The following is a 23,682-nucleotide window of genomic DNA, read 5'->3' as shown; positions in this document are numbered from 1 at the left end:
TATGTTTCCATTAATTAGAAATATCGTCATCGTTTTCCTCCTCCTGACGGTCATTTATGCCGTGCTGAGTTTCACCGCGAGTTGGCGGGAGCGGTCGCGTTTGTCTTCCGAATATGAATTGCAATCGGAGTTGAAGAAAACGACTCTGGAGAAGGACGTGTTCATCGCGCAAGGCATGAAACGTTACGGCCGATCCTATAAGCCGAAACTAATACTGGGCGTCTATATCGTGCCGGGCGCGATTATTGGCTTTCTGATTTATCTGGCGCAATATACGTGAGGAGATTGACATGAAATTCCTGAAACACATTCCGGCGCTACTTCTATTTATCGTTGGGGCGGTGCTACTGAATTACTATCTGCCCTCACGCGATGTTGTTCGCATTGTCGGGACAGAGGTGAAGCGGATTGATATTGGCAAAGGTGCCCCGTTCTGGGACCGTGCGGATATCGGTACAAATGACGAAGCGACACGCGATGTGCGTTTCATCAATGCGGAATTCCCGAGCGGAAAGACGAAAGTCTACCGGAATGAGGATACAGGTTGGGGTTTCCCGCCCTATTTCAAATTCGACAGTAGTGACGTCACGGCCAAAGCGCAGGCGCTGTCCAAGCAGGATGAGCAATGGGTCGCCGTTCGACATTACGGGTGGCGGATTCGATTGTTCTCGATCTTTCCGAATGCGACATCTATCAAACGCGTGTCGGGGCCGGATGCGTTTCTCATCCCGTGGTTCAATATCGTCTTTATTGGTCTATTACTGCTCATCTGGTTCCTGCTCTGGCGGAAAATTCGCGCGTGGAAAGCTAAACGCATTGATCCGACACTAGATAAAGTTGGTGATTCCATCAGCGATGCCGCCCGTGAGGTCGGCGAGTCCGTGGGTGAGGGGAGTGAGAAAGCCCGTGGATTTTGGCGAAAACTCTTCGGCTCGCCCAAAACGAAATAGGCTTAGGTGCGGGGGTGACGTTGCGCCCATTTATCCGAAAACCACACACCCGCGACCAGTATGACAATTGAAAGGGCCGCCAGTAGACCGCCCCAGAGCCAGTGCGGTCCGAACAGGATATCGGCGAGCACGCCGGTATCTGATCGGTAAAGCGACCCCGCGACCTCAGCATTGCCCATGAAGAAATAGCCAAATCCCGTCAGCGCATTGAGGCAGAGCGCAATGGCGATAATATGCGCAATATAGAGCACCCATTGGTTTGGTAATTTCCAAGCGATCAGGCCGAGAATAAGCGTCCCGCCGCCCAATGCTGTCCGCGTAAACATATCCGCCGCCCAAATTTGCGAGAGCAGCATCAGGGCTGCCATGACGAAGAGGGCGACGCGATAAAGGTTCAGTGCGCGCGTCAGCACGATCATCAACACGCCGAGCAGACTCGGCCCCAACAATCCCATGAAAATCACCATGGCCCGCTGGAAATCATTTGTGGTGGCCGTCGTTGCAACGCCCGAAAAGTTCGGAAAGACAGTTAGCTTCCGAAATTCGCCACCCGTAATGATCGCACCAAAGCCGTGACCAAACTCATGAATCCAGGTCGAGAGAAACAGGATTGGAATGCGCACCATCGGGAATTGCAGCAGCATATAGACGATGAAACACAGTCCCCAGAATTGCGTCGCGGGAAGGCGTTGCGGTAATTCTTTTATATTACGCGGCGAATGGACTTTATAACTGGACATGAACTCTATTTGGAAGAGCGGACCGTTCGCCGCAAGGCTTGAAAATACTTAACATGTTATGTATCTCTGTTTCATGCTAACCGATGCTCAAATCCAAGAATCCGCCCGTCGTCACCATGCGGCAGAATTGGCGCGCCGCCCTATGCGGGCGTGGTCGCAGGATTATCCTGATATGGACATTACTGACGCCTATGCGGTGCAAAACGCTTGGGTCCAATTAAAACTGGCAGAAGGTCGTCGGGTTATCGGGCGGAAGGTCGGGCTCACGTCCCGCGCCATGCAGGAAGCCATGAAAATCGATGAACCTGATTTCGGGACGCTCTTGGATGATATGCTGTTTGAAAATGGCAGTACGATTTCGGCGGCAGATTTCATTGACCCCCGTATTGAAGTTGAAATTACGTTCGTGCTGAAGAACGCCCTGCAAGGCGAAGGTTTGACGGTCGAACAGGTCCTGGACGCAACAGATTATGTTGTGCCGTCCATGGAATTAATTGCGGCCCGCAGTCACCGCGTTGATCCCGAAACCGGATATACGCGCAAAGTTTATGACACGATTTCGGATAATGCGGCAAATGCGGGCATTATCGTAGGCGACAAAAAATGTGACCCGCGTGAGCTGGACTTACGCTGGACGGGTGCCATTCTCTATCGCAACGGCATTGTTGAAGAGACAGGACTGGGCGCCGGTATTTTGGATCATCCCGCCAAGGGTTTGATCTGGCTCGCGAAGCGGTTTGCGCCGCATGGTATCGCATTGGAACCGGGCCAATATATTATGAGCGGCAGCTTCACCCGCCCCGTCATCGCGCGGCCTAACGATCACTTTCATGCGGATTTCGGACCCATGGGCACCGTTGATGTGAGCTTCTCATGAGCCTCTATCAGGTTCAAAAACTCCTTTATCAATTAAATCGCGATCCGGCGACACAGGCGCGTTTCAAGACGGATGTCGATGGCTTACTGTCTGACTATAAGCTCACCGATGATGAGAAAAACTGGCTCAGGGCAGGTGATGTTGGCGAGCTCTATATCCACGGCGTGAACGGTCAAATCCTGATGCATTATGCCGCCTTTATCGGGCAGGAATGGGATGAGTATATTCAGGCCATGAAAGAAGGTCTCACAAAACACGGCCAAGTCCGCGACGGGATTTACCGCGCTGTGGATGGCGGCGATGGAGGGGCGATTTAATGGCCTTGGTCTTTGCAGGTATTTGTTCTCACGGTCCCGGCATTACGGGACGGGCCGAGCGGGCGGACCCGGCCCTGCGCGATCCGTTCTATGCGGCGCTGGACAGTCTTCGCGCAGATATTGAAGCCTCCGGCGCAGACGCGTTGGTCGTCATCGCGGCGGAACATTTCGCTAATTTTTTCATGGATAATATGCCCGCATTTGCGATGGGTATGGGCGAAGAATATGAAGGCCCGATTGAGGATCCTGACTGGCTGAAAATTCCGCGCACGACTATTCCAGGCGCACCTGACCTATCGCAGCGCATGATCACTGAGATGATGCAGGCGGTTGATCTCACTTATGCGCAGGAATGGAAAATGGATCACGGAATCATGGTGCCGCTTCATTTCCTGACGCCAAAGATGGATCTGCCGATTATTCCCGCCAATATTAATTGCCAGGGTCCACCCCTGACCCCGCTCTCCCGCGCTTATGCCTTTGGCCAAGCCCTGCGGCGGGCTTGCGATGCGGTACCGGAAAAAATCGCCGTGATGGGGACGGGCGGTATCAGCCATTGGCCTGCCACACCCAATAGCGGGAAAATTAATGAGGCGTGGGACCGAGAATTCCTCCGCCGATGGGTAACCAATGATAAAGAGGCTTTGCTGTCCTACACGGATGAGGACACACTGCGGGAAGCCGGGCAGGGCGGGTTCGAAATTCGGACCCTGATTTCAATCGCGGGTCTGTGTGAAGGCGCAACAGGTCATATCCGTTTCGCCGAACCCATTCCGATTTTCTCAACCATGTGTGTCGCTGCAACGATGGATGTGTCTTGATAGACCTTGATTTCACATTTCACAGTGAAATCTGGCTCTGGCAAGCGGAGAAAGGGGCTTGGCATTTCTTGGATGTGCCCGTCGATATTTCAGAGGACATTAAAGCCTTTACCAAACATCTGGCACGTGGTTTTCGATCGGTAAAAGTTGATGTGCAAATTGGTGAGACGCGTTGGAAAACATCTATTTTTCCGTCGAAAGATCGCGGGGGCTATATTCTACCTATTAAAGCGTCCGTCCGGTCCGCCGAAAATATCTCGGTAGGCGATAAGGTCGACGTTTCACTGAACGTCCCGACTTAACGAGCCAGCCTATTCAGCAAGGCATAAAGCTGATCCATATCCTCGGCACCAACATCACTTTCTATGTCGTTATATTCACCTTCACTCTGCGGTGCAATTTTGGCGAATAATGCATGGCCAGATTTTGACAAACGCATTTGTCGGCGGCGATTATCGCCCTCTACGGCAAAACGTTTCACCCAACCCTGCTCTTCCATAGTTTTCAGAATACGTGTGAGGCTCGGCATGAGGAGCAATGTCTTGTCTGCAAGCGCCGTAACTTCCAAACCGTCCTCGCCATGCAGGGCGCGGATGACGCGCCATTGTTGTTCCGTCAGACCATGCTCGCGCAGAATTGGGCGGAAACGGGACATCACCGCTTCACGCGCGCGCAACAGCGCCATGGGGAGGTTTTGTTCAAAGTCGCGCAGGTTAGACTTCCTCATCCCGGACTTCATTGCGCAATGTCCCAATGCCGGGGCAGGTGACTTCAACGACGTCGCCCGGGACCAGATATTTCGGCGGATCAAATCGTGCACCCGCTCCATTGGGTGTGCCGGTCGCAATCACATCACCGGGCTGAAGCCGTGCAAATTTTGAGAGATATTCGATCTGCATTTCAATCGGGAACATCATGTTTGACGTATGATCGTCCTGCCGCATCTCGCCATTCACTTTGGTCTGGATATTTAAATCTGTGAGATCGATTTTATCAGAGAGCGGCACCATCCAAGGTCCTAATGCGCCGGATCGTTCGAAGTTTTTGCCCTGCGTGACATTAAATTTCGCGTGGCGCACCCAATCGCGCAATGTGCCCTCATTCATCAAGGTCAGGCCCGCAATATGGTCCCGCGCATTTTCGCGTTTAATCCGGCGGCCTTCTTTGCCGATAATGACAACAATTTCGCCTTCATAATCGAGTTGGTGGCTTTCCGGCGGACGTTCAATGAACTGACCGTGTCCGACAAAGCTCTCTCGGGAGCGCATAAAGACGGAAGGATTTTTTGGCGGCTCTGACCCATCTTTATATTCCGCGTTCCGGTTTGCGTAATTCACGCCAATGCAGAAATATTTCTGTGCATTATTGATGACGGGTAATAGCTCGACCTCATCCAGCGCATAACGACCTTCGCGTGTCGAAATGTAATTCAGCGCCGCCTCCATTTCACCGCGCGCCAACATTTGCCGCAGGGAAGAAAATTGCGGGAGTAGGACAACGCGGTCTTGCGGTGTTAGGCCCGCTGGACGAGCGCGGCCGTCTTCCAGAATTGTAACGAAACGAGTGTCGGACATTAGGTGGCTCTCCTTGACAGGGCGTCTTTGTCTAAATACTTAACATGTTAAGTAACTGGGTCAACTGTACATGCCGCATATCATTGTCGAACATTCCAAAGGGATTGCGAAATCCCTGTTTATTCAGCGGCTCGTCGGGAATTTACACGATGCCGCCATTGGACTGGACGCCCTACCAACGGGCGGTATCCGGACGCGCGCGCATCAAGTTGTGCGCTACCGTGTCGGTGACGGGGAGAAGGGACGGGAATTTATCTATCTCACAATTCGCCTCGGGCAAGGACGGGATGACGCGACGAAGAAAATGATTGGCGAAACGCTTTTCGCTGTCCTCACCGATTTCACGAAAGACCATATGGAGGGCGGCGGTCTGCTCTCTCTGGGTCTTGAAATTCAGGAGATCAATTCGGATCTGACCTGGAAGAAAAATAATATTCACGCCTTCCTCAAGGGAGAAAAATAAATGCCAACAGAACTCGATAAACGTATTCGCAAGTCCAAGAAATTCCTAAAGCCATTTGCGAAAGCGCCGCTCGGACATTTCATCAAAGGCCGCCGGGTGAAGGGTAACTCAATGACGACCTTCGAAAATATCACGCCGGTTGATAATTCGAAACTTGGCGATATCTGGTCCGGTACGGTCAAAGATATTGATGTTGCAGCGCAAGCTGCGAATGACGCGTTTCTGGCGGGCTGGCGCGATATGCCGGGTGCCGAGCGTCGCGACCTCATGCATGCGATTGCCGACGGCATTGAAGCGCGCGCGGAAGAGATCGCCATCGTCGAGTCCATGGACACGGGACAGCCCATTCGTTTCATGCAAAAAGCCGCCATTCGCGGCGCAGCCAACTTCCGGTTCTTTGGCGATAAGGCCGTCGAAGCAGGCAAGGGATTGAGCTTGCCCGCCGAACATCATCATAATTTCACGACACGTCATCCGCTGGGGGCTGTTGGTGTCATCACGCCTTGGAATACGCCCTTCATGTTGAGCACATGGAAGATTGCACCGGCTCTCGCATCTGGCTGTACGGTCGTGCAAAAGCCCGCAGAATTTTCACCCTATACGGCGATGCTGCTGGCAGAAATTGCTTACGCAGCAGGGCTGCCCAAGGGCGTTTTAAATGTCGTCAACGGCCTCGGTGAGACGGCCGGTAAAGCTTTGACGGAACATCCGCTCATTAAAGCAATCGCTTTTGTTGGCGAGTCCTTCACGGGATCGCTCATTCAGAAACAGGCGGCGCCGACCTTGAAACGTTTGCATCTGGAACTGGGTGGGAAAAACCCCTGCGTCGTCTTTGATGATGCGGATATGGACCGTGCGCTGGACGCGGCGGTCTTTATGCAATTCTCACTGAACGGCGAACGTTGCACCTCCTCGACGCGTTTGCTGGTGCAAGAGACTGTCTATGATGAATTCACCGCAAAAGTCGCAGACCGCGTCGCGAATATCAAAGTTGGTCACCCGCTTGATCCGACCACGGAAATCGGTCCGCTGATCCACCCCACACATTTTGACAAGGTCATGTCCTATTTCGATATCGCGACCGAAGACGGTGCAGAGATTGCAACGGGCGGCGGACGCGAGGGAGATGAGGGTTGCTATGTCAAACCGACATTATTTACGGGTGCTAATAATGACATGCGTATCGCGCGCGAAGAAATTTTCGGTCCCGTTTTAACGGCCATTCCGTTCAAAGACGAGGCCGAAGCGCTCTCTATTGCCAATGATACGGATTACGGATTGACCGCTTATATCTGGACACAGGATTCGGCGAAGGGCATGCGCATGGCACGCGGTGTCGAGGCCGGTATGGTTTGGATTAACTCCGAGAATAACCGTCACTTGCCCGCACCATTCGGCGGTATGAAGGCTTCCGGGATCGGACGTGATGGCGGCGATTGGTCCTTCGACTTTTATATGGAAACAAAAAATACCTGTGTTGCGTATGGTACACATAGCATTCCGCAATTAGGAGTTAAATAAATGGCCATTGCGTCTACAAATCCTGCGACCGGAGAGGTCGTCAAAACCTTTGATGCGCACACAGAAGCTGAAGTCGATCTCGCAATTGCTGCGGCTGTCGTTGCTCATGAAGCCGTGCGTGATTGGGATTTTGATCAGCGCGCGAAACATATGCATAAGCTCGGGGATTTAATTGAGGCAGAGGTCGATTCACTCGCCGAAATTATGACATTGGAAATGGGTAAGACCTTGGCGCAGGCTAAGGGCGAAGTCCTGAAATGTGCGAAATGTTGTCACTTCTACGCGGACCATGCAGCAGAGATGCTAGCAGACGAAATCGTTGAGACCGATGCGGCGAAGTCCTATCGCGCTTATCTCCCCCTGGGTGTCGTGCTGGCCGTCATGCCGTGGAATTACCCGTTATGGCAGGTCATCCGGTTTATTGCGCCTGCGCTCATGGCGGGGAATACAGGCCTGTTGAAACATGCGTCAAATGTTCCGCAATGTGCCTTGGCGTTACAAGACCTTGTCGAACGTGCAGGCTTTCCTGAAGGCAGTTTTTCCGCGCTTCTGATCTCCGGTTCCCGCGTTGAGAAAATCTTGCGGGACGACCGAGTGCGGGCGGCGACATTGACGGGTAGTGAACCTGCGGGTGCGTCTGTTGCTGCGATTTGCGGCGACGAGATTAAACCGACTGTGTTGGAACTGGGCGGGTCCGACGCTTTTATTATTATGCCGAGTGCTGACATAGATGAGGCGGTGAAAGTCGGTGTGAAAGCACGCACGCAGAATAACGGGCAATCCTGTATCGCCGCAAAACGGTTTATCATTCACGCGGATATTTATGACGCGGTGAAGGCCAAATTTGTTGAAGCATTTGAGGCGCTAATTATTGGCGATCCGACCGATGGAGATACTGATATCGGTCCACTGGTCAGTCGTGAGGCCCGCGCCGAACTGGATGAGCAGGTTCAAACCGCACTTTCTGAGGGCGCACTCCGCGTGACGGGATGCGAGACTATGCACGGTGAGGGAGCCTACTATCGTCCTGGTATCATTGAAAACATCGCCAAGGGCACGCAGACATTCTACCAAGAGTTTTTTGGCCCCGTTGCCATGTTCTTCAAGGTCGAGGATCTGGATGCCGCGATTGAACTCGCGAATGACTCGCCTTTTGGACTTGGGTCTTCCATCTGGACTCAGGACAAGGCGGAGCAATCGACAGCCATTAAGCGCCTCGAAGCCGGCGGAACTTTCGTCAATGCGATGACGGCGTCTGACCCGCGCCTGCCCTTTGGCGGGATTAAGCGGTCCGGTTATGGCCGCGAATTATCCTCTGAAGGAATACGCGCGTTCTGTAATGTGAAGACTGTTTATATCGCATAACATTCACTGCAGAGTCCGTCTTGCCAGCAGGGCGGACTCGGAGGATATGAGCGCTATGACCAATATAGAAATCACACCTGTTAGCTATGATCTCTGGCGCACCGATAAAGCCGCATTTGCGAAAGCCTTTGGCGAGAGTTTCGCCGAGACGGGCTTTGCCGTGGTTTCCGATCATACCATTTCGCAGAGCACGATTGACTCAGCAGCCGAGGAAACCAAGGCATTCTTCGCTTTGTCGTCTGAGACAAAACGCAAATATGCGGATGCGGAAGGTGGATTCCAACGTGGCTATTCCCCGGTTGGGAGTGAGAATGCCAAGGGGCGCGAGATTTCAGATTTCAAAGAATTCTGGCATACGGGACGGCGTCTGGATGAGAATTCCCGCTACCGCGCGACAATGAAGGACACGCCCACAGTCGAGGAATTGCCGGAATTCAACCTCGTAACGCGCGACCTCTATGAAGCGCTGGACAGTTTCGGCGCAGATCTGTTGCGGGCCGTGGCGCTTTATCTCAATCTTGATGAGGATTATTTCGACGACAAGGTTGATAACGGGAACTCCATTCTGCGGTTGCTGCATTATCCCGCCCACACAAACCCGCCACCGGAAGGCTCCGTTCGGGCCGCTGCGCATGAGGATATTAACCTGATTACACTCTTGTTGGGTGCGGAAGAGGCCGGGTTGCAGGCCCAACACCGCAATGGTGATTGGCTTGACGTCAATGCGCCGAAAGGTGCTTTGGTCGTCAATGCGGGCGATATGTTACAACGCCTGACGGCGGGAGATATCCCGTCCACGACCCACCGCGTCCTGAACCCGTCCGAAGAGCGGGCGCGTTTCCCGCGTTATTCAACACCATTCTTCCTTCATCCCAACCAAGATTACCTTATCGATCCGCTGCCCGATTGTGTGGCGAAGACGGGGAAGGTCGAAGCGCCGATCACGGCGGGCGATTATTTGAATGAACGTCTGCGCGAGATTGGATTGTTGAAGGACAAGCCATAGGGACCTATGCGACCGCCCATCTGGGGAACGGCAGAAGAAATAAATGGGACTGTCCGCGTGGTGGACTCCGTGATGGAGTACCATGGGGTAGGTCTTTCATCTTTGTTTTACACGAAGGCCAAGCGCAAGAAGTCTGTAAAGTGGTCGGCGATACCGTTACATTTTCCAAATCTCGAAACATATTGATTGTAAGACAATATGTTTCTGCGCTCTCATATTTGGCTCACACCAACTACAAGGCCACGCGGCAGCAGTTTTTGATATGACGGTCCGGCTGGTCACAGTTATCGGGTCTGCTTCGCCTTCCGAAACAAACCGAACAGTGTCGGAGCACTCGCCATAAAAGGTCCGGCACAATCTCTGACCTCCGCCAGAAATGCTCAACCCCACCGTCTTTCAGTACCAGCAAGCGAGGCCTCGCCTGTCCCGTGTCTGAAAGAACGAGTTAAACATATGCGCATTCTTATAAGTGGGGATCATTCTCTTCATAAACGGGGGTTGGCGGTCGTACTCAGCGTCACAAAACCCAAAGTCATCCCGCACGCAGCGAAGTGGAGATGCGGGACCTATCGCCTATAAACCCAAGGTAAGGCTTTGAAAACGTTAGGCCCCGCATCTGCGACCTTCAGGCTTGTGCGGGGTGATATTGGAGAGTGGTTTTGAGAGAGTTAAAAATCGCGAACTGAGGGATACAGTTTATCATAAACGCGGATTGACCCTCATTCACAAAAAAGCCGCCCCAAAAGACGGCTTTTCAAATCAATATTTCGACTCGCTCTATTCAGCCGCTTCCACGGTATCTTCGGATTTACGAGGCGGCGCTTTGCGGCGGCGTTTGGGTTTGTCCTCACGCTCGTCAGACGCTTCAACTTTCTCAGCTTTGACTTTTTTCGGTTTCTTTTCGGTTTTTGGCTTTTTTTCAACTTTCGGTGTATCTGCCTTGGGCGTTACGACTTCCAACTCAGACGGTGTCTCGGCGCTGTCATCAGAACTGTTAGTCTCATCCTGATCACGTCGGTTATTCTGGTTCCGGTTGCTATTGTGACGACGATTATTGTTTCGGTGATTATTCCCGTCCTCATCCTCATTATGGCTCTCACCCCGCGCGGCGCGTTCAGCTTCGGCTTTTTCGCGGGCTTCCTGTTTGGCGGCTTCCTGCGCGTTCATCAGGCGGAGATAATGTTCCGCATGTTGCAGCAGGTTTTCGGCCTTCACGCGATTGCCGCTCATTTTGGCATCGCGGGCGAGCGTTGTGTATTTTTCGTAAATCGTGGAGGCATTGCCCCGCACTTTCACATCCGGGCCCTGACTGTCCATGGACCGGTTGTGGTTGTTATTATTATTGTGGTTCCGGTTCTTATTATTCCGGTTGCGACCGCGTTGACGCTTCATCATCTGTCCTCAAAAGGGGCGACAGGTGAACATATACCCTTTTTATCGCTGTTTTGCGAACGGGCCTTCACTGTGTCGGCTTTTCGTAGTGGACCCGGCGAATATTCGGCAAGTCTTCAAGCTACGATTTCCGCGTAGCAAAGCCTTTCGCAGATGAAAAGACCTTTTTCAGGTTGATTTTCGGGCGCTGATCACGCGGTCATTCCCGCCAAGGTCGCGGTGGACTTGAATGTTAGAAAATTCGGCCGTTCGGACGAGAGTGGAGACGCTTTCGCCCTGATCAAAGCCAATCTCTAGGCCCAGCCAACCCCGGGGTCGCAGATAGGCTGCGGCCTGGGTTAATATAGCGCGGTAATCCCGTAATCCGTCTTCGCCGCCATGTAAGGCGAGGGCCGGGTCGTAATTCGCGACTTCGGGTTCCAGTTGCGTCATCGCTGCGGCGTCGATGTAAGGCGGGTTGGAGACGATAGCGTCGAAAGTTTCGGTTGGGTCGAGCGCGTTCCACCATGCGCCCTGCGCGAAGATTACACGGTCCTGAACATTCAGAGCCTTTGCGTTTTGCCGCGCGATATTCAGCGCGGGCTCCGACAGATCGGTCGCGACTAATGTAGCCTCGGGTAATTCCGCCAAGAGTGTAAGACCGATCGCGCCACTCCCCGTACCGAGGTCAAGCAGGCGGGGGGCGGGTACATGTTTCAACGCCTTGAGTGTTTCGCGGATGAGGGTTTCCGTATCTGCGCGCGGGGACAGGACATCTTTGGAAATCACAAAGCGCCGCCCGTAAAATTCCCGCCAGCCCAGAATATAGTCCACGGGTTCGCCCGCCAAGCGTCGCGCCATACCGTCTTTTATCTTATCAAAAACCTCCGGAGCCAGAAATTCTGTCCCGCGCAGCATCAGTGTCGTGCGGTCCAATCCCGTCGCGTCTAGCACCAACTCTAGCGCGTCCTCTTCCGCAAAGGGCAGTCCGCCTTCTGTAAAAGCCTGCGTTAGAAACCGCTTCGCTGAGCGGGCGTTCAAGCCCGAATAAGGACCGGAGCGCGGACGTTGATCGAGGGGGATGACCATTAGGAGATGGAGGCAATCGCGGATTCAATCAGGGTCAGGTCGCTCTCCCGCGACAGGCTGTGATCCCCGCCTTTGACCAATGTGTAAGTCACGTCTTTCGAGGTCAGCATATCCAACAGCCGTTTGGAATGGGTCCACGGCACAACATTATCGTCATAGCCTTGCAGGATACGGATCGGGCAGGTCAGAGGGATGGGCAGGTCGAGGATTTGGCGGGCGCGACCATCTTCGATCAGGGCTTTGGAATAGGCGTAGGGCTCGTCATATCCCGACGGTTCATAGACGACCCCGTCATTTTCCAGCGCCGCGATCTGCTCTTCCGTCCAGCCCGCGACGGTCAGCTTTTCCGTAAAATCCGGCGCGGGATTGATGAGGACGAGCCCCTGTGTGCGCGGTGTGTTCGCGGTGGCGGCCAGGAGGGCGGCCCAGCCCCCCATAGAGGAGCCGACCAGAATGACGGGACCGTCCGTTAACTGGTCCCGCACATAGGCGATGTCTGACGCCCATCGGGAAATCGTGCCATCTGTGAAGTCTCCTGAACTTTCCCCGTGGCCAAAATAATCGAAACGGATAAAGGTCTGCCCGCGCGCCTCAGCCCAAGCGTGGAGGTGGGTCGCCTTCCCACCCTCCATGTCGGATTTCAGGCCGCCACACCAGATGATTGCGGGGCCTCGGCCAGCGCTCATCTTATAGGCAATTTTTTCTCCATCCGGAGTGTCGAGAAAGTCGGGCATTATCAGATTCGTTCGTCTATGAGTAATTCCATGAATGTGCTTCAAGTCTTACCTGAACTCAATGCCGGAGGTGTCGAAGGCACGACCGTGGAAATGGTCGAGGCCTTGGTCGCCGCAGGACATGGCGCGCATGTGCTCTCCGCCGGAGGACGGATGATCGCGGAGATCGAAGCGCTGGGCGGTGTGCATCATGAGGCGGAGATCGGGTCGAAGAATATCCTGTCCGTGCCCTGGCGCATTGCGGGTGTGCGACGCCTCATCGCGGAGCATAATATCGACATCGTCCATGCCCGCAGCCGCGCGCCCGCCTGGCCCGCCATGCTCGCCGCACGGGCGGAGAAGATACCCTTCGTCACGACCTATCACGGGATTTATAAAGCCAGTGGGCCGCTGAAACGATTTTATAATTCGGTCATGGCGCGGGGGGATCGCGTGATCGCGAATTCCAATTTCACGCGCGATTACCTGATGGCGCAGCACGGCACGGATGCGGCCAAAATCACGGTCATCCCGCGCGGTGTCGATATGGTGCGGTTCAGTGCGACGGCTGTCGATATTATTACTGTTGCCGAATTGCGCGAGAGTTGGGGCGTGAAACCGGGGGAAACCGTCCTCGTCCTGCCGGGGCGTCTGACGCGGTGGAAGGGGCAGGCGGTCGCGATTGAGGCGCTCTCTCATTTGCCGGAAACCTATCGCCTGATTCTTGTGGGGGATGCACAGGGGAGGACGGACTATCTGGCGGAATTGGCGGCACTGGGGAAAAATCTGGGTGTCGGCGAGCGCGTCCACCTCGCGGGGCATTCGACGGAAATCCCGACGGTCCTCGCGGCAGCGGATATCGTCCTCACGCCCTCGACTGAGCCCGAAGCCTTTGGTCGCACGGCAGCGGAAGCGCAGGCGATGAACCGTCCCGTGATCGCGGCGGATCATGGCGGCGCGGTGGAGGTTGTCGTGGAGGGCGTGACTGGGTGGCGTGTGCCGCCCGGCGATTCAAAAGCGCTGGCCGATGCGGTTTTGCGTAGCTCCGATTTGACGGGTGTGAAGACTGCGCGGGAGCGGATTGCAGCGGAATTTTCGAAAACCAGCCTGCAACAGGCGGTTCTGGACGTTTATACGAGTCTTTTGGAACCTTAGGTAAAATCGCGGCTTTCCCTTGTATATGCGCCTTAAAACCGCCATATGCCGAAACTGATTGAAACTACCAGGAGACACCACAATCGCTAGAAGACCCCTCTCGGCCCAACCCGCCAAAAAACCCAAAGGCCCGCGCATCAATCGCGACATTACCGCCGATAATGTCCTGCTCATCCTCGCCGATGGAGAAAAAAGGGGCACTGTCCCCATCGCTGAAGCCCTCGCGGCTGCCCGTGACGCCGGACTCGACCTCGTCGAAGTTGCGCCCGGACAAACGCCCGTTTGCAAAGTCCTCGACTACGGCAAGATGCGCTTTGAAAATCAGAAGAAAAAAGCTGCCAACCGCAAGAACCAGCGGACCCAGGCGCTTAAAGAAATCAAGATGCGTCCGAATATCGATACGCATGATTACGGCGTGAAAACCAAAGCCATGCAGAAATTCTTTGACCGCGGCGACAAGGTGAAAGTCACCGTGCGTTTCCGCGGCCGCGAAATGGCCCATATGGACCGCGGCATGACATTGCTCGCGCGCGTGAAGGAAGACTTTGCCGAGGATTGCAAGGTGGAGTTTGAGCCCAAGACCGAAGGTCGGTTAATGACAATGGTCCTGGCGCCGAAGAATAATTAGACTCGTTCAAAATTTAAAAGAAAAGCCGGGGCGTGAGCTCCGGCTTTTTTTGTTTTCAGCTTTCTTTTTTAGGTCAGGGAGCTGTGGTCGAATCGCAGGTCTGGTTTCCTTCCGTCCATTCTGCGCCCCCGCTCAAGTTACCGTCCTCATCAACTGTAGCAGAAAAAGTCGCACAATATTTTTCAATTGTATCTATGACTGGCGCCTCATTTTCTAGGAGCCCTTTAGCGGCTTCCTCTAAAACCGAAGTGATATCGTCTTTGAATATTCCGAGACCTTTCCTAGCTAATTTGAGAACTTTCTTTCTCGCCCCGTCTCCAACTTCAGCGACACTGATTTTCAAACTTGCAGTTGATAGGTATCCGAGGGGTTCGTCCGAGTAGGGTATAATCGGAAGTGGTTCAAATTTCGACCAAGCCTTATTGCTGTTCGGTTTTTTCATAATCTGCATGATTGGAATTTTTGTATCTTTATAATATACAGGAACTGACCGCGTATTATATTCTCCATTTTCGTTTTTATGTTTTTCATCCTTAGTTCGATGTTCAATTAAATTATAAAATTTGAGTCCATTGGTCCGTATTTCGGTTTCGCCTTCAGGTTTAAAATATTCATCTTTCAGTATAATTGAATTGAAAACATCTCCGGATTTTCCTTCATTTCCACTTCTCCAAACGGCTTTTGTTTCTGCGGAGATAGCTATATTTAATTTATCCGAGTCTTTTGGTACCGCAGGTGAAGCAATATATAGTCTTAACGGTCGTATTCTAATCTGCTGGCCGCCAATGAGCCGCCATTGCGCAATTAAATCAAATTCGAGTTCTCTTTTAGACTCAGCTTTTGAGATTTTAGCGTTTTTGTCTAAAGCATATACGCTTTCAGTGAATCGACTGTAGCGGAAACAATTTGATTCAAGTTTAAAATTACCACTTGCCGCATAAGGTCTTATTGAAACTTTCTGCGAATGAACTGCAGAATATTCAGAAATTTCTTTTTCTAAACCCTTATCTACTTCTTTGACAAACAGACCTATTAATTTTGGCGCTAAGAAAGCCAAGATTGGTGCTACAGAAAAAGATTTAGTCGAGGTATTTATGCCAGGGTCTTGAGGAAAGCAAAGACGTCTTATAGCCTCCGATTGAGCTAACTCTTTAACGCTCAAGACATCTAATTTGATATTCTCTTGAGAATTAGGTTTTGGAAAGTCGATTTCAAACAAATTCTCTTTTTCAAAATATTTGTCGTGCGCCAATAACGACTTCGGCAAGCCTTGATTTAAATATTCTAATTGTTTTTTCTCGCTTATAGGGTTTTCCATGCTTGGAGACATTATCAAAGCAGAAACGCTTTTCTGACTAATAAGTTTTTCGGCCTTTGGTTGATCATATTGTCCCCCCGCATAGGCCGGAGTGCTGAGAACCGCACATAAAACTGTTCCGATTAAAATTGATGTTTTGTTGATTGTCATGATGCACCCTTTTGATTTGCGCTGAGAAGTATTAAATTTTGAATTAATCACCATATTGGGAATTGTAATAAGCTCGGTCGCCTGCGGAGAGGAATGTTGCGTATCCCAGGGCATTTCGTGGTTTGCAGGGGGTTTGAACCCCGCTCTTATAAAGTTTGGGACTATATGTGCGGTAGAGCATGACGGAATCGCGATCTATCTTCTCGCTTTCCAAGGGACCTGACACGACTTCGCCCGCATCCTGCATGGTCTTTAAATAATAATCGGCATCAATATTGAACCGTGATTGATGTCTGGTCCATCCCGTGGACATAAAATACCGCACGAGCCGGTTTGTTTTCATGTCGGACTGGCAATCGGGATGAAAATGCTCATGGGCGAGGCCTAATGCGTGACCAAATTCGTGCAATATCGTCGCCCGCTCGTAACTCTCCAGCCAGCCTTCGGGGCTGTTAATGTAGGATTGAAGAACTGTGTCGAAGCCCTGATAGTTCATTGTTGGCAGATCGGCATCAACACCGTCGGCCAATTTTCCAATAACAGACCAATAGCCGCCATCATATGCATCGGATCGGAAACTAATCCGGATATCTGCCGATTTTGTCTGATCTGTTTTATTCCAACGATTATACCGCCCCGTCCCGTCCTTGAAGGACAGTGAAAGAGAACCGCCATTTTGCGTCCATTGATGGGCCGTTTGTTCAATCAGTTTGTAAATATTCGGGTTTCCGCCTTCAAAGGCAACAGTGACGACGTCGCGGTCCCAGGTGAGTTCCTCGTGACCTATAAAATTCATACCCTGTGCGGCCTTTGGGGACGTCTCAAATGATAGACGTTGTGCCTCTGCCCGGGCTTCCATTTGTGTAAGAATATGCGTGGGTATGCGGTCAAAAGAAGAATCGAAATTATCGATCTCCGCGTCATTTACATCAATCGCATCACAGCCGGATAGGGTTAGCAGGGCAATCAGGCCTGTCAGTGTTTTTTGAAATTTGATCATGATATCTGCGACATGCCCCCTCATTGAAGGCCTGTCTCAAGATAAGATGACCCTTATAAGCGGTATATGGCTGATATGCTCTTACAGTCTGTAACGCAGGTCACATTTACAAAACCATTTGATACTGCACGTTAGAGAATAAAATCTGATGCATCCACATCTGCGACATCCGTTGTCAGAAGAAGAATCTCATCGCCATTTCCGAGATCAATCAGAACGTGGTTGCCGGCTTTTCGAATGTTGCCCTCAATATCTGCGAATTCATTGAAGCCGAAATCCGTGAGATCAATCCTGTCATTCCCCGCTTTGTCGAAATCAATAATGCGGTCTCTGCCTGTTCCGACTTCAAAGACAAATGTATCATTTCCGCCATTTCCGCGAAGTCTGTCATTTCCTGCACCGCCATTAATGATATCAGCACCGCTGGCACCACGAATGTCGTCCAGCCCGCCATTTCCGTTTAGAATATCCGTACCCGGACCGCCGTAAATGAGATCATCTCCCGCGCCGCCACTGATGGTATCATTCCCAAATCCGCCTGAGATGACGTCATTCCCTATGCCGCCCATGATGACATCATTGCCCTCCAGACCAATCAGGCGATCATGTCCGGATCCGCCTTCAAGAATATCATTCCCAATGCCGCCGGTAAGTTTATCCCTGCCGTCTAGCCCGATAATATGACTGCCATCCGTGCTGGCCGTGACAACATCATTGCCATCTGTGGCTTGGAAAATTTCTATATTTTCGAAACTTGCGGTTCCGGCAAATTTGCCTGCTGCATCGAAAACTGTGGCTGTTCCGGCCTCAAGATCCGCTCTTAGGCGGCCTATGCCGGCATCTGCGATCAGTGTGTCCTGTCCCGTTCCGCCGTCGATCGTGACGGTTCCGGTGCCAAAGCTAATCGCGTCATCTCCGGTGCCGCCATATAATGCGTCATTGCCCGAACCCCCGATGATCGTATCATCGCCGCGTCCGCCATAAAGTGTATTGGAGCCGCTGGTGCCCGTTAGAATGTCATTCCCGTCTCCGGCGTAAATATTTTCAATATCTGCGAGTGTAATGGTAATGCCGTCAATCGTTCCCGTTCCGGCTTGAAGGTTGACTGTACTATCTGAGGAGACCGCAGCCGCATTAATCCAGTCCGTTCCGCCATTTGAGTCCAGAAAAGCGACGGCATGTCCGGCGAGGCCGGCATAATCGGAAAATTCATTTGTAAATAAATATGTATCATCCGTGGACAAGGTGCTGCCCGATGTGCGGAGATGGGCTTCGGTGACGGTCAAAGTGTCTCCGCCAGCAGAGTCGATAATCGTCAACTCCCAGTCGCCTGCACTGGTTTCGCCCATGAAAGCGGTTGTCCCAAAGCGCCAAGTTCCATCGAAATCGCCACTATCGCCCGTGCCAGAAATTAATTGTACGCGCGTGCCTCCCGGCGAGGTCAGGAAGATTTCGACATCTGCGAGATAGGTCGTCGAGAAGGTCAGTTCCAAAGAGACGTGTTCGACCAAAATATCATCACTTTCGCTGATAATAAAATCGACACCGTCAACATCACCATCCGTAATGATCGTTGTTGTATCGAAATCATCTTCAAATGTGCTGACCTGATTGGCGCTTGTCGATTGGGCCTGCCAGCTCTCGGCCAAGCGCACCGCCGCCGTCGCATCGACAGCCCCGTAACCATAATCATTGGAGAAGTGCTGACCGCCGCCATTCCAATTCCCGGCAGCATTCCAAAACCAAGTTGATCCGTCCGTCTGCGTGGCCTGTTCAAACCCGCCATTGCTAGCACTGCCAGTATTGGCGGCAGCACCAATATCCGATCCGACATGGACGGCGCTGGCAGCGAGGATTTTCTGAACATCGCGCCAGCCCAGGTCAGGATTGGCTTCCAGCATCAGGGCGACAACGCCCGCGATTTGGGGCGCAGCCGCAGAGGTGCCACTAAAACCGCTCGTGTAATCCGTGGAAGAATAACCGTCAGTACCCGTACGATCCGTTGTGAAAATTGTTCCAAAATTGGAGAGATTATCGGCAAATGCCGAGATGAGAACATTGGCGCCGGGCGTGGAATAATCCGTGACCCAGCCATCCAATCGAAGGGCGGCAACGCTGATGGAGAATTCCGTACTGTCAAACCGTTCCGCCGTCCCTTCCTCACGGGCAGTGCTTCCCTTACCGCCCCTACTATTGCCGCTGGATTTCACATAGATCGTGCCCAAACCGTCACGGCCTTGGGCGGAAATTGTTTCTAATGCGGCAATTCCGTCATCCAGTGATGTGAAGTTTAGAAATACATTACTGCTATAGCCTGCGCTGACACTAATGATTTCACTACCCGACCCATTCCCGTTCGTATTTCCGATTCCATCACCGAGACCGGCGGCATCCAAGATTTGATCGGCAGAATTCGCGGCCCCGATACCGAAACCTTGATACCCGACAAGCGTGGAATTAAACGCAATGCCAACCCCGCCTTCGCCATTATCCGCGGCCGCGCCGACAATGCCTATGACGGCCGTACCGTGATTATTGCCGCCAGTCGCAATCGGGTCGAAGTCGTTATTGGTATAGTCGTAGTCAATGTCTGACAAATAATTCGGTGCAAGGTCGGCGTGAACATAATCAAAGCCGTTATCGAATATATTGATCTGCACACCTGCGCCGGAATAGTCGTCCCAGGCCAGCTCGACATTGATATCAAGTTGCCCGGCAGTCCCATTGATAAGATTCAGCTGTGAATTAAATTGAGGATCGCTGGGGACGTATTCCGCTGCCACAAATGCGGCCTCCGGATCAAGGTTTTGAATTTTATTCAGCCACGGCATATTGGCGCTGTCATTTCCGAAAGCGCCTCTTTCAAATCCGTTGAAAATTGAACTTGCGAAGCTGTTCACGGGGTAAATTATGGCTGCAGGCGTGGCCGTGAAACTCTCACGAAAATCCGTCATGTCGAACGTGGATTGTGGGATCAAATCTGAATCCAAAATATCGAATAGAGAATATTCGAAAAAACTATCTGTTAGTTTTCGCATAATCCTGCCCCTTTATGCCCGCATATCTCTGGGCTGATGTTCTCTATCTCGCTTGTTTCCAAGTTTTCTCAGCCTGTCCAGCCCTAAATACGGTGATGCTGGTCCAGTGAAGGACTTCGCCCTGATCACAATGGCTGGGTAAGGGTGTCTCATTTTGACGACGTTCAATTTGAACGCGGTCTCCCGCAATCAAACCCTCCGGCACATTTTCCAATATATAGAGCGTATTGTTTTCTCCGCGCAGAGCCTGACACAAAACGCCTTCGTCTGTGAGCGTACCGCGTATGATCTCGCTTGAAGGGGAGACAATATCCGGTTTTTGAACATTGGCGGAGTCTGGACGAGGGTCAGATGTTAACTCTTGGGTGCAGCCTGCGATGAGAAGACACACGAAAATGATATATAGGAATTTCATAAAATGTCCCTCAGTCAGGCGGTCCGTCAAAGATTGAGCGCCATAAACCGACTCTCCATCGGATTGTCGTAATATTTCTCAATATCTCGAAAGCCAAGCTTTTCATAAATCGAATTGGCGTGGGTGAGGCCGTGATCCGTATCGAGATAGATTTTTTTGTAGCCCATCTCCGTCGCAGTTTTAATCGCAGTCTTGCAGAGTTTGAGGCCCAAATGGTGCCCGCGACCGTCGGGTCGACAATAGAGTCTTTTTAATTCGCAAATTTCATCTTTAAACGGTTTTACGCCGCAAGCCGCCATGGGCGCGCCGTTTAGTTTTGCGAGGAAGAGCGCGTCATAGGTTTGCGGGAAATCTGCAAATTCTTTATCCGTGCCCTGAAAGGCAAGCGTTTGCCCGAGATAATCTTCAACAAACCTAAGGTATTCTGTGAAAATCTCACGGACTGCGGCAATGTCATCTACCGTGTCGACACGTTTAATCTCCAGTCGCGTCATGCGCTAAACGCCTGTGGCGACTTCCAATCTTTGGATGAGCTCATCTGTGACAGCGCCCGTTTCAGGCAGCCCATTGACCTTTTCAAATTCGCGAATGGCGGATTTCGTTTTTGGGCCTGCTGCCCCGTCCGCGCCGCCAATATCAAAACCCAAATCAGTGAGAAGCGTCTGCGCCGTTTTTATACGCTGAATACGGGCTGCGCGCGCCGGGTTCGGGGTTTTTGCGGTTTGTGTCGCCCAAGGCACATCCCGGAATAATCCGTTGGCGGCTTCGTCGACGGGTTTCGGGGTGAAACGCGCGGCATCAGCTTCAATCTTTTTGCGGGTGGCCTCATCCAGTTTCGGACCGATTGCGGCGACACGTCCGGGCGCGCCCTGATCTCCCTGACGGGCGGCGATATTATACCAGAAATAAGCAACGGAAAGATCTTCCGAGACGCCCTGTCCACCTTCGCGCAGGAAACCGACATTAAATTGACTGTCTACAACGCCCCGTTCAGCCGCTTTTCTGAACCAGTCCAAGGCGGCCGCCGGATCACGGGTCAAATCTCCCTGACCATAGAAATAATAATTACCAAGATCGTGCATAGCGATCCGGTTGCCGCCTATGGCCGCGCGTTCAACAAGCTCCCGCGCGGTAACGTCGTCCTGCGCCACGCCAGTGCCGGATTCGTAAAGCTTTGCGAGGCGGTATTGTGCCGCCGGTTGATTGCGGTTGGCAGATAGCCGGATGAGGCGGGCGGCCTCTTCCGGGTCTCCCGCTTGTAACTTATTCAACCCCATCTGAAATTGTGCAATGGGGTTGCCAGCTTTGACAGCAGCGTCCAGCGTGGTTTGACCTTCGTTAGAGATTGTCGGCACTGTCGTTTCCGCGTAATTGCCGAGCGGGGGCGTTGACTCAATGGGCTGATCCGCGACGTTTGCGAAACTTTCTTCCCCAGCGGTCGGGGCCAACAGAATTTCGTCTGTAGCAAAACCGGACTCCGTCGCAATATTAGCATTTGGTACGGTATTCAGGTCTGCACGCTGATCCGGAATGGGATCGCCGCCAAGAATAGATCTTGCTGCAATCACGCCGATAACGGCCACACCTGCGACAAGGGCACCGAGGCGGAGGTTTCGACCGGAGACGGGAAGCTTACCCAGCGAGGGGAGGGACGGCTTACGCGAAGTCTCTCCACCGACGCGTTCGGCCCGCATCTCATCAGCATAGGCCGGATTGTCATAGGCCATGACCGGTTCCGGTGCACGTGTTGGCGCATTTATTGGGGCCAACGCATTCATCATAGGTGGCGGCGTTGGGGCATTATATCCCCCTGCGCTCGCCATGGGGGGAAGCTGCGGCGGCATTTGCGGCGCGGGCGGCAGGCCCGACACTTCAAAATTACCTATCTGGGTTGGCGATGCCGGTGGTGGCATGAGGTCAGGGTTTTGCGGCGCAACAAAAGCTTGCGGGTCGAACTCCACCGGAACGTGACTCTCGCGTTTACTCGGCGCGGCCTTTTCCTCGGACGGATAGGTCGTCGCGTAGGGATTATCGTCGCGCAAGGTCGGCAGGCTGGCCGAGCGTTGCGGTGCCGCCATAGCCTGCGCCGGTGGTTGCGCCATTGGGACGACATTGCTCTCCACCTCACGACCCGATTGCACAGCGGCAAGGCGGGCATGCAGGCGGGAGATTTCTTCCTGCAACTGACCGAGTGTCTCGCTCATATAATCAATGCGCGGGTCATCGTTATTTGCGGCTGTGGGATAGGGTTGAGCTTGTGGGGTAGGGGACCATTCGGCGGCAATTGTTTCCAGCGCCTCCAACCGTGTCGCGACATCGGTTTGCGTGGAGTTGAACTCGGCCTGTGTTTCCTGTGCGAGGTCCGCGAGACGCTCTGCTGTTTCTGCGTCCGACTTGTGCGCGCGCTCATCCAGGACCGCGGCAAATTCCGCGACCTTGTCGCCAATCCGGTTCAGGGCCTCCGCTGTGTCGTCCTCAACGCGGTCAATGCGTTTGCCGATCAGGCTTTCCGTTTTGGCGAGTTTCTCCGTGATCTCGGCCATGCTCGTCTGTCGGGCTTTCGTCTCGTTGGACAGGCGGGCATCCACTGCGACGGCCATATCGGCAATGTGACGGTTGAGTTTCGCAATCGCATCCCTCTGCTCGCTTTCATGGGCATCCAGTCGGGCATTCGCGGTCATCAGTGCCTCATTCAGGGCGTAGACGCCCGCGCCGGATTGCGTGACCTGTGCGAGATCATTGCGGATATCCGACCGGACGGCATCGGTGGTGGCCGCGAAGTCAGATTTCAGTTTCTTCTCCAACGTATTCAACCCACGGGTCAACGCGGCTTTCTGGACGGGAGATGTCTTACCTGCGGAGGAGGCGAGGTTTGTGACGACCTCTTGGAGATCCTTAAAGGCTTTCTGATGGGCCGTATTTGTGCGTTTCAGGCGGGATTCAAGCGTTTTTAGCTCCGCGGCCAATCCGGCAACAGTTGGGCGTTTGACGGGTTTTTTGGCCCGTTTTGTCGTTGATTTGGCGGTCTGGCTCGACATAAGTCGCGTTTCCCCTGCAAGGACGCACGAATCGCAGGCGCAATTCGGACGCAGTTCAATGCCATAAAACGCTGAGCATGGTTAATGTCGCGTTAAGCCGTTAACCTTTTCCGCAGTCCGGTGCGGTGAGCCG

General features: G+C 52.8%; 24 protein-coding genes. 12 read left to right on the top strand and 12 right to left on the bottom strand.

What is annotated here, in order from left to right:
- Position 1: 1 nt before the first annotated feature.
- The gene (locus ACP9M6_RS01665) at positions 2-280 is read left to right on the top strand and encodes a hypothetical protein (protein ID WP_427452878.1); all 279 of its coding nucleotides are present in this window, start codon (positions 2-4) and stop codon (positions 278-280) included.
- A gap of 10 nt (positions 281-290) precedes the next feature.
- On the top strand, positions 291-950 hold the full coding sequence (locus tag ACP9M6_RS01660) for a DUF1523 family protein (RefSeq protein ID WP_427452876.1): 660 nt from the start codon (positions 291-293) through the stop codon (positions 948-950).
- 2 nt (positions 951-952) lie between these two features.
- Here the strand turns inward: ACP9M6_RS01660 and ACP9M6_RS01655 are convergent, their stop codons facing one another.
- On the bottom strand, positions 953-1,690 hold the full coding sequence (locus tag ACP9M6_RS01655) for a M50 family metallopeptidase (protein ID WP_427452875.1): 738 nt from the start codon (positions 1,688-1,690) through the stop codon (positions 953-955).
- Positions 1,691-1,763: 73 nt separating this feature from the next.
- Between ACP9M6_RS01655 and hpaH the strand changes: the two genes are divergently transcribed.
- From hpaH to ACP9M6_RS01635, 4 genes are read left to right on the top strand one after another with little or no spacing between them, the layout of a single operon-like run.
- Complete coding sequence (gene hpaH / locus ACP9M6_RS01650; protein ID WP_427452873.1) at positions 1,764-2,567, top strand: 2-oxo-hept-4-ene-1,7-dioate hydratase; 804 nt, start codon at positions 1,764-1,766, stop codon at positions 2,565-2,567.
- Complete coding sequence (locus ACP9M6_RS01645) at positions 2,564-2,884, top strand: aromatic ring-opening dioxygenase subunit LigA (RefSeq protein ID WP_427452871.1); 321 nt, start codon at positions 2,564-2,566, stop codon at positions 2,882-2,884. The genes hpaH and ACP9M6_RS01645 overlap by 4 nt, the downstream gene beginning before the upstream one ends.
- A complete protein-coding gene (locus ACP9M6_RS01640; RefSeq protein ID WP_427452869.1) occupies positions 2,884-3,705 on the top strand; it encodes an extradiol ring-cleavage dioxygenase in 822 nt (273 codons plus the stop codon). Before ACP9M6_RS01645 ends, ACP9M6_RS01640 begins: the two co-directional genes overlap by 1 nt.
- A complete protein-coding gene (locus tag ACP9M6_RS01635; RefSeq protein WP_427452868.1) occupies positions 3,702-4,007 on the top strand; it encodes a DUF1905 domain-containing protein in 306 nt (101 codons plus the stop codon). The genes ACP9M6_RS01640 and ACP9M6_RS01635 overlap by 4 nt, the downstream gene beginning before the upstream one ends.
- Here the strand turns inward: ACP9M6_RS01635 and hpaR are convergent.
- The gene (hpaR, locus tag ACP9M6_RS01630) at positions 4,004-4,432 is read right to left on the bottom strand and encodes a homoprotocatechuate degradation operon regulator HpaR (protein WP_427452866.1); all 429 of its coding nucleotides are present in this window, start codon (positions 4,430-4,432) and stop codon (positions 4,004-4,006) included. The two genes, ACP9M6_RS01635 and hpaR, sit on opposite strands and share 4 nt — an antisense overlap.
- On the bottom strand, positions 4,419-5,279 hold the full coding sequence (locus tag ACP9M6_RS01625; protein ID WP_427452864.1) for a fumarylacetoacetate hydrolase family protein: 861 nt from the start codon (positions 5,277-5,279) through the stop codon (positions 4,419-4,421). Before ACP9M6_RS01625 ends, hpaR begins: the two co-directional genes overlap by 14 nt.
- 70 nt (positions 5,280-5,349) lie before the next feature.
- Between ACP9M6_RS01625 and ACP9M6_RS01620 the strand changes: the two genes are divergently transcribed.
- From ACP9M6_RS01620 to ACP9M6_RS01605, 4 genes are read left to right on the top strand one after another with little or no spacing between them, the layout of a single operon-like run.
- Positions 5,350-5,742 (top strand): hypothetical protein, encoded by a 393-nt coding sequence (locus ACP9M6_RS01620; protein ID WP_427452863.1) that lies wholly within the window; start codon positions 5,350-5,352, stop codon positions 5,740-5,742.
- Positions 5,743-7,263 carry a 5-carboxymethyl-2-hydroxymuconate semialdehyde dehydrogenase gene (hpaE, locus tag ACP9M6_RS01615; RefSeq protein ID WP_427452861.1) on the top strand — a complete coding sequence of 507 codons (1,521 nt, stop codon included), beginning with the start codon at positions 5,743-5,745 and terminating at the stop codon, positions 7,261-7,263.
- Positions 7,264-8,628 carry an NAD-dependent succinate-semialdehyde dehydrogenase gene (locus tag ACP9M6_RS01610; RefSeq protein WP_427452860.1) on the top strand — a complete coding sequence of 455 codons (1,365 nt, stop codon included), beginning with the start codon at positions 7,264-7,266 and terminating at the stop codon, positions 8,626-8,628.
- A gap of 55 nt (positions 8,629-8,683) precedes the next feature.
- Positions 8,684-9,634 (top strand): isopenicillin N synthase family dioxygenase, encoded by a 951-nt coding sequence (locus tag ACP9M6_RS01605; protein ID WP_427452858.1) that lies wholly within the window; start codon positions 8,684-8,686, stop codon positions 9,632-9,634.
- Between the two features lie 777 nt (positions 9,635-10,411).
- On the opposite strand, the gene ACP9M6_RS01600 is transcribed toward ACP9M6_RS01605, so the two are convergent.
- From ACP9M6_RS01600 to ACP9M6_RS01590, 3 genes are all read right to left on the bottom strand, one after another.
- Positions 10,412-11,029: a DUF4167 domain-containing protein gene (locus tag ACP9M6_RS01600; protein ID WP_427452856.1), complete on the bottom strand. Its 618-nt coding sequence runs from the start codon at positions 11,027-11,029 to the stop codon at positions 10,412-10,414.
- A 165-nt stretch (positions 11,030-11,194) separates the two neighbouring features.
- Entirely contained in the window at positions 11,195-12,094 is a 900-nt protein-coding gene (gene prmC / locus ACP9M6_RS01595) for a peptide chain release factor N(5)-glutamine methyltransferase (RefSeq protein ID WP_427452854.1), read from the bottom strand.
- Entirely contained in the window at positions 12,094-12,828 is a 735-nt protein-coding gene (locus tag ACP9M6_RS01590) for an alpha/beta hydrolase (protein ID WP_427452852.1), read from the bottom strand. The genes prmC and ACP9M6_RS01590 overlap by 1 nt, the downstream gene beginning before the upstream one ends.
- An 18-nt stretch (positions 12,829-12,846) precedes the next feature.
- Between ACP9M6_RS01590 and ACP9M6_RS01585 the strand changes: the two genes are divergently transcribed.
- On the top strand, positions 12,847-13,962 hold the full coding sequence (locus ACP9M6_RS01585) for a glycosyltransferase family 4 protein (RefSeq protein ID WP_427452850.1): 1,116 nt from the start codon (positions 12,847-12,849) through the stop codon (positions 13,960-13,962).
- Positions 13,963-14,020: 58 nt separating this feature from the next.
- On the top strand, positions 14,021-14,590 hold the full coding sequence (gene infC / locus ACP9M6_RS01580; RefSeq protein WP_427452848.1) for a translation initiation factor IF-3: 570 nt from the start codon (positions 14,021-14,023) through the stop codon (positions 14,588-14,590).
- Between the two features lie 73 nt (positions 14,591-14,663).
- On the opposite strand, the gene ACP9M6_RS01575 is transcribed toward infC, so the two are convergent.
- The 6 genes from ACP9M6_RS01575 to ACP9M6_RS01550 form a co-directional block, all read right to left on the bottom strand.
- Complete coding sequence (locus ACP9M6_RS01575) at positions 14,664-16,058, bottom strand: hypothetical protein (RefSeq protein ID WP_427452846.1); 1,395 nt, start codon at positions 16,056-16,058, stop codon at positions 14,664-14,666.
- A 43-nt stretch (positions 16,059-16,101) separates the two neighbouring features.
- Entirely contained in the window at positions 16,102-17,058 is a 957-nt protein-coding gene (locus ACP9M6_RS01570; RefSeq protein WP_427452844.1) for a hypothetical protein, read from the bottom strand.
- A gap of 131 nt (positions 17,059-17,189) precedes the next feature.
- Complete coding sequence (locus tag ACP9M6_RS01565; RefSeq protein ID WP_427452842.1) at positions 17,190-20,096, bottom strand: S8 family serine peptidase; 2,907 nt, start codon at positions 20,094-20,096, stop codon at positions 17,190-17,192.
- A 43-nt stretch (positions 20,097-20,139) separates the two neighbouring features.
- Complete coding sequence (locus tag ACP9M6_RS01560; protein WP_427452841.1) at positions 20,140-20,511, bottom strand: hypothetical protein; 372 nt, start codon at positions 20,509-20,511, stop codon at positions 20,140-20,142.
- A gap of 26 nt (positions 20,512-20,537) precedes the next feature.
- On the bottom strand, positions 20,538-21,005 hold the full coding sequence (locus ACP9M6_RS01555) for a GNAT family N-acetyltransferase (protein ID WP_427452839.1): 468 nt from the start codon (positions 21,003-21,005) through the stop codon (positions 20,538-20,540).
- Positions 21,006-21,008: 3 nt separating this feature from the next.
- A complete protein-coding gene (locus tag ACP9M6_RS01550; protein WP_427452837.1) occupies positions 21,009-23,549 on the bottom strand; it encodes a peptidoglycan-binding protein in 2,541 nt (846 codons plus the stop codon).
- Positions 23,550-23,682: the final 133 nt, after the last annotated feature.

It is taken from the genome of Litorimonas sp. WD9-15, assembly GCF_050271975.1.
Lineage (GTDB): Bacteria > Pseudomonadota > Alphaproteobacteria > Caulobacterales > Maricaulaceae > Litorimonas.
Note: the sequence above shows the minus strand (reverse complement) of the source record. Positions and strands in the feature narration are given on the sequence as shown.